10 protein-coding genes are annotated in these 8,318 nt (G+C 68.8%); 3 read left to right on the forward strand and 7 right to left on the reverse strand.

All coding sequences use genetic code 11. The features are described from left to right. From D2L64_RS26750 to D2L64_RS28145, 6 genes are all read right to left on the reverse strand, one after another. Positions 1–354: hypothetical protein (locus D2L64_RS26750; protein WP_119579978.1), on the reverse strand; the 354-nt coding region annotated here is incomplete at its 3' end. 25 nt (positions 355–379) lie between these two features. Beyond that, positions 380–712, reverse strand: coding sequence for a hypothetical protein (locus D2L64_RS26755; protein WP_119579973.1), 333 nt, complete (start codon positions 710–712; stop codon positions 380–382). Further along, positions 709–1,173: a hypothetical protein gene (locus D2L64_RS26760; RefSeq protein ID WP_119579974.1), complete on the reverse strand. Its 465-nt coding sequence runs from the start codon at positions 1,171–1,173 to the stop codon at positions 709–711. The genes D2L64_RS26755 and D2L64_RS26760 overlap by 4 nt, the downstream gene beginning before the upstream one ends. A 92-nt stretch (positions 1,174–1,265) precedes the next feature. Next, positions 1,266–1,745 (reverse strand): hypothetical protein, encoded by a 480-nt coding sequence (locus tag D2L64_RS26765; RefSeq protein WP_233559172.1) that lies wholly within the window; start codon positions 1,743–1,745, stop codon positions 1,266–1,268. Positions 1,746–1,886: 141 nt separating this feature from the next. After that, positions 1,887–2,873, reverse strand: a complete 987-nt coding sequence (locus D2L64_RS26770; protein ID WP_119579975.1) for a DUF932 domain-containing protein — start codon at positions 2,871–2,873, stop codon at positions 1,887–1,889. Positions 2,874–3,043: 170 nt separating this feature from the next. Beyond that, positions 3,044–3,211, reverse strand: a complete 168-nt coding sequence (locus D2L64_RS28145; protein ID WP_233559173.1) for a hypothetical protein — start codon at positions 3,209–3,211, stop codon at positions 3,044–3,046. Between the two features lie 138 nt (positions 3,212–3,349). On the opposite strand from D2L64_RS28145, the gene D2L64_RS26780 reads away from it, so the two are divergent. From D2L64_RS26780 to D2L64_RS26790, 3 genes are read left to right on the forward strand one after another with little or no spacing between them, the layout of a single operon-like run. Continuing rightward, on the forward strand, positions 3,350–4,540 hold the full coding sequence (locus D2L64_RS26780) for a tyrosine-type recombinase/integrase (RefSeq protein ID WP_199714811.1): 1,191 nt from the start codon (positions 3,350–3,352) through the stop codon (positions 4,538–4,540). After that, positions 4,537–6,846: a tyrosine-type recombinase/integrase gene (locus D2L64_RS26785; RefSeq protein ID WP_199714818.1), complete on the forward strand. Its 2,310-nt coding sequence runs from the start codon at positions 4,537–4,539 to the stop codon at positions 6,844–6,846. Before D2L64_RS26780 ends, D2L64_RS26785 begins: the two co-directional genes overlap by 4 nt. Beyond that, positions 6,836–7,237, forward strand: coding sequence for a DUF6262 family protein (locus D2L64_RS26790; RefSeq protein WP_119579976.1), 402 nt, complete (start codon positions 6,836–6,838; stop codon positions 7,235–7,237). Before D2L64_RS26785 ends, D2L64_RS26790 begins: the two co-directional genes overlap by 11 nt. 121 nt (positions 7,238–7,358) lie before the next feature. Here the strand turns inward: D2L64_RS26790 and D2L64_RS26795 are convergent, their stop codons facing one another. Beyond that, positions 7,359–8,243: an SDR family oxidoreductase gene (locus tag D2L64_RS26795; RefSeq protein ID WP_119579977.1), complete on the reverse strand. Its 885-nt coding sequence runs from the start codon at positions 8,241–8,243 to the stop codon at positions 7,359–7,361. Between the last annotated feature and the right edge of the window lie 75 nt (positions 8,244–8,318).

Here is an 8,318-nt window from a genome sequence, read left to right on the forward strand (position 1 = left end):
CAGCCCGAGGCGCAGGCTTGCGAGGTCGACCAGCCGCCGTAGCAGGCTTGCGATTCCGCTGCTGAGGTCGGCGTCGTAGTCGTGGGCGATGCGGCAGGCGAAGCGCAGCGCCACGCAGGCGGCGGTGACCGCGGCTACCATCGCGGCACGGTCGTCGGCCCGGGTGACTCGCTTGACGTTCGCGGCCGGGTAGGTGCGCTCGTCGCCGTTGGGGAATCGGAGGGTGTAGCGGCGGGCGTAGGTGGTGTGCGGGGTGGAATAGTCGACGTCGGTGACGGTGCCGAGGCGGTACTCGACCGGGTCGGCCGGTTTGATCACCCGGGCGGTGTCGCCGTACTCCATGGATCGGTACATCAGGACTCCGTTCACGGGGTGAGGGCTAGCTGGTGGGGTGGTCGATTTCGCCGCCGCCGTTGATCTCGAAGGCGATGAGGCGGTCGTCGGTTTCGGTGGTGTCGGCATGGAGGTAGAGGTCACTGGCGCGGCGTTTCACGCCGATGGAGACGCCGTGCACGTCGAGCACCACGTACGCGGTGCGATCCCCGGGTTCGCCGGGGTAGACGCGCAGGTTGAGCCGGCCGACCACCTTGGCGTACACGGGGTCGACCGGGCCGCGCAGGGCCAGCGCGCCCGCGAGTTGCGGGCCGCTGAGGGTGTGTTGTCCGTCGCCGAGGCTGCCGGTGTTCTCCGATGGGTCGATCGAGGGCGTCATGCCGGCTTCGCCTCGTCGGTCGCGGGCTCGTCGCCGGGCGGGGTGGGTGGGAAGGCGGGGAGGATGCTGGCGAGGGTGTTGCCATCCGGGTCGTCGGTGATGGCGGCGCAGGCGATGAGCGCGACTGCGGCAGCGGCGGCTTGCGCCGGGGTGTACCGCACGCGCACGGTGCGGGTGCCGTCGAGGGTGGTGGCGCGGACCTCGACCCGGCCTCGCTGCCACGTAGCGACCGGCAGCCGCTCGTCCGGCACCGCCTTGACGGTGCCACGCAGCGCCTCGCGAAGCGCGGCGCGCAGGTGCTCGCGGCGGCGGGCAGCGGCGGCCTCCCACCTCGACGCCGCCTTCTCGTGAGCGGCGTGGTCGTCGCCGGCGGCGACCGCCGCGCGGGCGTGTAAACGTTCGGCGTTGCCGATGGCGTGAGCGAACTCGGCGGCGAGGTCGAACAGCCGATCTGGATTCATCGGGTACTCCGTCAGCGAGTCGAAGGGATGTCACCTGGGATGCCGCGCAGCCCGGGGTAGGGCCGTGGGCCGCGCGGCACCCGTCGCGGCGGTCAGGGATGGGCGGCCGGTGGCCCGGCGGCACCGTCCGGGGTGGCCAATTGCCCAGCGGTCCCGTTCGTGGAGAACGGTGGGGCGGCCTTCACGTGCGGCAGGCCGGAGTCGAGCTTCCGACCGATCCGGTCGAGACTGACCGCCCCGTTGGCAGTCAGGTGCGCGCCCACGGCGAGGGCCTGCGCGCCGGTGAGCAGCACGACGAGGCGGCGGGCCTGGGTGTCGTGGACATGCAGCTCGACGTGGCCGTTGGTCAGCGGCCGGACCGGCAGGAACCGCTCGACCTGCGCCGCGCCGGGCAGTCCCGCACGGATCGCCTTGACCAGTTCCCGCCAACGCTCGTCGACGAGTGCGTCGAATCGGGCGGCGCGTTCGGTCAGGGTGGCGTGTTCGGCGTGGCTGGTGGCGTGTCCGGCCAACGCGCGGGCGACCTCAGCCCGCGCGAACTGGCCGCACACATCGTTGACCAGCGCGATCAAGGCCGAGTCGGTAGGCACCGAGGCGGGCGGCAGCGCGACGACTGGCTCGGTGCGGACTTCCGCCGTACCGATGCGCTGTGCGCTGCGGTAGCGGGACCGGATTTGGTCTTCTTCTTACGGCGGAACCATGGCCAGCCCATTTCAGACCGCCAGCAGCTCGAACGCGCGGGCCTTGAGGTCCGCACCGGCACCGGTCAGCGCCCGCGTGGCCCGAACGAGGTCGGTCTTGGCGGGGGCGAAGTGGTCCACGTACTCGGTGATGGCCTGGTATCCGGCCCACCGGGTGCCCTTGATCGCCTTCTGCGTGTCCGCGTCCCGGATCAAGTACCGCAACGTGTTCGTGCGCTGCTTCGCGTTGTTGCGCGCCGTGTCCGAGGCGTCGTCGGCGAGGGGCCACACCTGCGCGACGATCTTCTCGAACTCGCCCATGGTCAACGACTCGTTGATCATCTTCTCGGCTTCGGCCTCGAAGTCGGCGAACGCACGCCACATCAGACCGAGGGCCTGCCGCGCCTCGGCGATCTTGCTCGTGACGTTCGAGGTGTGCCGGAACGTGTACGAGCTGCGCGAGCGCTGGTAGGCGAGGGCCTGGGTGTTCGCGCACACGATTCGTACGGGGGTCGCGTCCAGGCGAAGCGCGGCGGTGCCATCGTGCGAGGTGGTCGCGGCGAGGTAGAGGTCCATGTCGTCCACCCCGGCGATCTGCATAGCCTGCGGCAGCTTCATGGTCACGAACACCGACCGGCCCTTGCGCATCGAGCCGGCGGTCTCGAAGTGCGCCCCGGACTGGTCAACCAACAGGTTGAGCGTCTCGGCGACCTGCTCGTTCTGAACCACGCTGTAGTCCTCGCCGACCACGCCGAGGTACTCGGTCACGCCCGTGGCCGGGTTGGTGCGCACGGTCATGTACTTGTCGGGGCAGTCGACCTTCGTCACCCCGCGCTCGGTGACCTCGATGCCCTGAAGAGCGATCTTGCGGACCTCCCAACCGCCGAGCCACGCCTTGCTCATGACCTCCTCGGCGGTCATACACGCCTCGGTGACGGTGTCGAGCTGATGCCAGGCGGACAGCCGCGCGGAGGCGAAGGCGGTCTGACCGTTCGCGAGGGTTTCCAGTTCGTGTGCCACGGTGGTACCCCTTTCAGGTTGTGTTTTGGCGGGCGGCAGGGCCGGGGGTTGCAACCCCCGGGCCGCGCCGTCACTAACAATGTTTCCTGCCTCCACCGGCGGATCAAGACGATCGGTTCGAGTCGATCGAGGTTTCTGCGGCGAATCTGACGCCCACCGCGCGGCGTGGCCTACCGGGTGTCGGTGGCCGGGCGTAGCCGACCGTCCGGCCCGTACAGGTAGGTGTGCACGGTTTTGAACGGGGCCGGTAGGTACACGGTGAACCCGTCTTCGGGGATGAACCGGGTCCGATAGGCACGGGTGATGCCCAACAGGTACCGGTCGGGTTTGTCACCCACCGACCCGGGCGGGATGATGCCCGCCCCGGGCCGGTCGGCACGGGCGCGACGGTGCCGACCGAGCGCCAGATGCGGGCACAGCGACACAGCGGCGGTTATCTCTAGCCCCAGCAAGGCTGTCTATGACGTGCGCGACGAATGATCGACATCCGCCAGTTCCCGTCGCGGATGCGATTACCTTCCGCTGTCCATCACGGATCAGCGGAGGTGCTCATGCGAGTTCAACGGGTGGTGATGCCCGAGTCCGAGCGGGTGTCGTGGACCCTGCTCGGGGATGACTTGGTGCCGGTGGCGCCTGCGGAACGGTTCCTGGCCTACCTGTCGTCGACGGAACGTTCTCCGAATACGGTCAAGGCGTACGCGCATGATCTGAAGGACTGGCTGACGTTCGTCGGCGCCCACGGTCTCGACTGGCGGGCGGTCACGGTCGAGGACGTGGCGCGGTTCACGGCGTGGCTACGCCTTCCACCGTCGGCCCGGGCTGGTCTGGTGAGCGTGCTCCCGTCGGTGGCCGCGCACTGCACGGAATCGAGCGTCAACCGCAAGCTTGCATCGGTTGGCTCGTTCTACGACTTCCATGCTCGGCACGGCGTGGAGGTAGCCGCCCTACTGCGGCGGGTCGCGCCAGCAGGACATCGTGCGTTGGCGACGGCCTACCGGCCGTTCCTGGATCATGTCTCGTCCCGGCAGCCGCGCACTTCACCGGTGGTCCGGTTGAAGGCGGTTCGGCCGATGCCTCGGGTTCTGGAAGCCAGGCAGACACAGGCGATTTTGGACGCTTGCGAGCGTCTTCGCGATCGGCTGCTGTTCGGGCTTCTGCTGGATACCGGAGTACGCATCGGCGAGGCGTTGGGGATGCGCCACGACGACGTGGGCATAGCCGAGCGGCAGGTGGTGGTGGCCCCGCGCGACAACGACAACGGTGCCCGGGTCAAGTCGGGCCGCTCGCGGACCGTGCCGGCGAGTGCGGATCTGATGCGGCTGTATGTCGACTACCTCAACGGCGAGTACGGGGCGTTGGACAGTGATTACGTCTTCGTCAATCTGTGGGCCGAGCCGCGGGGACGTCCGATGACCTACGCGGGCGCCTATGACCTGGTGTTACGGCTTCGCCGCCGGACCGGCATCGCGTTCGAGCCCCACCAATTCCGCCACACCTACGCCACCTGGCTGCTGCGTCGCGGTGCGGGCATGGAGTCGGTCAAGGAACTGCTCGGTCACGCCTCGGTGACCACGACGATCGACACTTATGGGCACCTGAGCGTGGAAGACGCCCGCCGGGTGCTCACCGACGCTGGCTGGTTCACCGAGCGGCAGGTGCGGCTGTGACCGGAACCCAGGCCAGGCAACGGCAACGTGCGGCGGCCTCCGTCGCAGCGATCGGCTCAACCGGGGTGTTGGAGAAGCTGCTGGTTGCGGTGCGCCCGGAGTTCCGCACCGAGGTGTATGTCGCCGACCCGGCCGACCCGGTGCTGGGAGTCCCGGCCTGCGCGGTCAGCGACTGCCGCCGCGGAGCGACTGCGCATTGCCTATGCGCCGCTCATGGTAAACGCTGGCAGGCGGCTGGACGCCCGCCGATGGCCGAGTTCCTGGGCGATCCTGGTGGTCCGCTTGCGGGCCACCGCCGACTGCAGCCATGCGTGGCGCAGGGATGCCGATTCGGCGCTGTCGGGCAGGGTCTCTGCACGCGTCACCACGAACGCTGGACACGCGCCGGCCGTCCCGAGGTCGCGGTGTTTCTCGCGACCGTCAACGCACGGCACCACAGCCCCGAGCCAGCCTGCTGCCTGTTGCCGCACTGCGATCTGTGGGTCGAAAGCGACCGGCAGGCGTTCTGCCGGTCACACGCCAAACGGTGGCGGCACGCGGGCCGGCCTGATCCGGCCGAGTACGTGGCCAGCTGTGACCTCTACGGCGCCGACGTGGTTGACCTACGTCCCCTGCCGACGCCGCTTCGCCTGGAGTTCCAGTACGCCATGCAATGCCGCCACGACGAGCGGACCGTCACCGCCCGGCCGCAGATCGTGCGGCGGGCGACGCGGTTCGCCCTCGAGTCCGGCGTGTCGTCGCTGCTTGATCACAGCTACGACCAGTGGCGCGCGATCGTGGACGCGCTACCCACCGGGAGCCACCGCGGCGGACGCCGGGTCAGCGGCAACAGCTTCCTGTTGTTCGCCGTCGCCTGCCTGGAAACGCTGCGCGACGGCACCGGCCTCGACGTGGAGTACCCACGCGACACCTGGCGAGTCCACCGGATCGGCGTCAAGTCCAGCCCCAGCCGCACCGTCGGTGACCGCGCAATGCTGCGCTTCGACCGCATCTCCCAGCCGTGGCTGCGTGACCTCGCCAAACGCTGGCTGCGGCTGCGCATCACGTCCGGGCTGAGCATCACGAAGATCTTCTCCGATCTGCAAGCGATCACCCTGTTCGCCGAGTTCTTCGCCCAGTTACGACCGGCCGCACTCGCCCTCGCCGAGGTCAACCGGGACGTTCTTGAACGCTATATCGCCTGGGTGCCCAGCCACGTCTCCGGTCCCCGTGCCCAAACCAACGTGCTGTCCGGGCTGAGCCTGTTCCTGCAAGGCATCCGCCAGCACCGCTGGACCACCGACCTGCCCACCGACGCGCTGTTGTTCCCCTCCGACGTCCCCAAACGCGCCGTTACCCGGATCAGCCGGTTCCTCGCCGAGCACGTCATGGCCCAGATCGAACAGCCGGCCAACCTCGACCGGTGGCCCGACCCCGCGCACCGCCTCGTCACGGCCATCCTCGTTCACGGCGGCCTACGCGTCGGCGACGCCTGCGGCCTCCCGTTCGACTGCATCATCCGCGACGGCAACGGCGCTCCCTACCTGCGCTACGTCAACCACAAGATGAACCGTGACGCCGCCGTCCCGATCGACGACGTCGTTGCCGCTCAGATCTTCGCCCAGCAGCAGCGCGTGCTCGCTCGGTGGCTCGGCGGCTGCCCGCACCTGTTCCCCCGGCAGAGAGGCAACGCCAACGGCAGCAAGCATCTGAGCCCTTCGACCTACCGCCGGATGCTCGACCGGTGGCTGACGACCTGCGAGGTCCAGGATGAACACGGCCGCCCCGCGCACCTGACGCCGCATCAATGGCGGCACACCTTCGCTACCCGGCTCATCAACCGCGACGTCCCGCAAGAGGTCGTTCAGCTCCTGCTCGACCACTCCTCACCGCACATGACCTCTCACTATGCCAAGATCAGCAATGCGACCGTGCGCCGCAAATGGGAACAGGCCGTCAAGGTCAACATCCGGGGTGAACACGTCACTCTCGCCCCGGACGGGCCACTCGCCCAAGCGCAGTGGGCGAACCTGCGCTTCGGGATCGCGACCCAAACCCTGCCGAACGGCTACTGCGGACTGCCGGTGCAAAAGAGCTGCCCGCATGCCAACGCCTGCCTGACCTGCCCAGTCTTCGTCACCGGGGCTGAGTTCCTGCCGCAACTACGCGAGCAGCGAGTCCGCACCCTCACCCTGCTCGACAACGCCGCCCAATCCGGCCACGCCCGGGTCACCGAGATGAACCAGCAGGTCCTCACCAACCTCAACCGCATGATCGACGAAATCGAGACCACCACCGGACAGGAGCAGACACCCGATGCGGGCTGACAACACGCACCACCTCGCCGCCGCCACCCGCCGACGCGTCGAGGCCACCCACCGCCGCGCCCGGACAGCACTGCGCCGGCTCGACAACACCGGCCGACCCGTCAACTTCGAATCCCTCGCCAAAGAGGCCCGAGTCTCGCGGTCCTGGCTCTACTCCCAACCCGAACTACGCGCCGAGATCGAACGACTCCGCGACCGGCACCAACCCCGTCAACCACACCCGAGCGTTCCTCCACGCCAACGCGCCTCCGACGCCTCCCTACTGCGCCGGCTGGAGGCCGCCACCGACCGCCTCCGCAAGCTGGAGGCCGAGAACCAAACGCTGCGCGAGGCACTCGCATACGCTCTCGGCCAACGCCGCATCGACGATGTCACCTCCCGCTCCCAATAAGAGATCAGTTCAGAAAGAGCGGACGTGCTGTCCGTCGTGTCTGGGCCGGCGATCCGGCTCTGGGTGCATGGCGGACCTATGACGCGTCTACGCCGACCGCGGCTACGACCTCGGGCAGTGCTCACTTTGGCCTGCTCTGTTGTCTGCCTGCGTCGGCTGCTGGCTCCGCCCGCATCGGTTCCTTCCGCGGAACGGCCATGAACTCGCGCGCGCCCCTCAATCGCGTGCGCAGTAGCGAGGCGGCCTTGGTGGTCTGCAGCCGCACATCGGTCGGGAGCCTCAGGCCCCGTTCGGCGATCGTGGCTGCGGGTATCAATGCCGGATCGAGGCCGTCGCGCTGGGCGACCAGTACGCCGAGCTCGTAGCGACTGATGACGTCCGGGCCGGTCACATTGAGGATGCCCTGATACCCGTTGGTCGCTAGCTCCAGCAAGGCGTCGGCAAGGTCGTCGACGTGCACGGGCTTGCGGATCTGGTCGGTGAACAGCACACCGTCGGTGCGGCCGGAGAGCAGTTCGTGGGTGAGGGTCTCATGGCCTCCACGCCCGTGGCCGAGGATCAGAGACGTTCGGACCACGGCGGCGGTCGGGTCGATTGCCCGTACCGCCGTCTCGGCCGCCGCCTTCGCCGCGCCGTAGGCGTACACCGGATCGGGCAGCGCGGTCTCGTCGTAGTCGACGTCCCGGCCGGAGAACACCGCATCACTGGACACGTGCACCAGCCGTGCCCCCAGCGCTGCCGCTGCAGCCGCCACATGGGCGGCGCCATCCGCGATCACCCGCCAGTCGTCGCGTCCAGCAGCCGTGTGGATCACCACGTCCGGCCGCACCCGCTGCATCATCTCCCGCACTGCGCCCGAATCTCGCACGTCGAGCCGCTCACCAGCGGTCTCGCCAGGCGCGGTGAAGTACGTACCGACAACCGACCAACCAGCATTCGCCACACGTGCGGCCGTCACCCGCCCCAGGTGGCCGGTCGCACCGATAACCAAGATCCGCCGAGTCATGATCCGGCACCCTACCGCCGCTCGGCTACCCAGCTGGACGGTGCAGCACGCGCACTCACTCTGAACTCGCCTCTT

It is taken from the genome of Micromonospora radicis (assembly GCF_003583405.1).
In the GTDB taxonomy this organism is placed as follows: Bacteria; Actinomycetota; Actinomycetes; order Mycobacteriales; family Micromonosporaceae; genus Micromonospora; species Micromonospora radicis.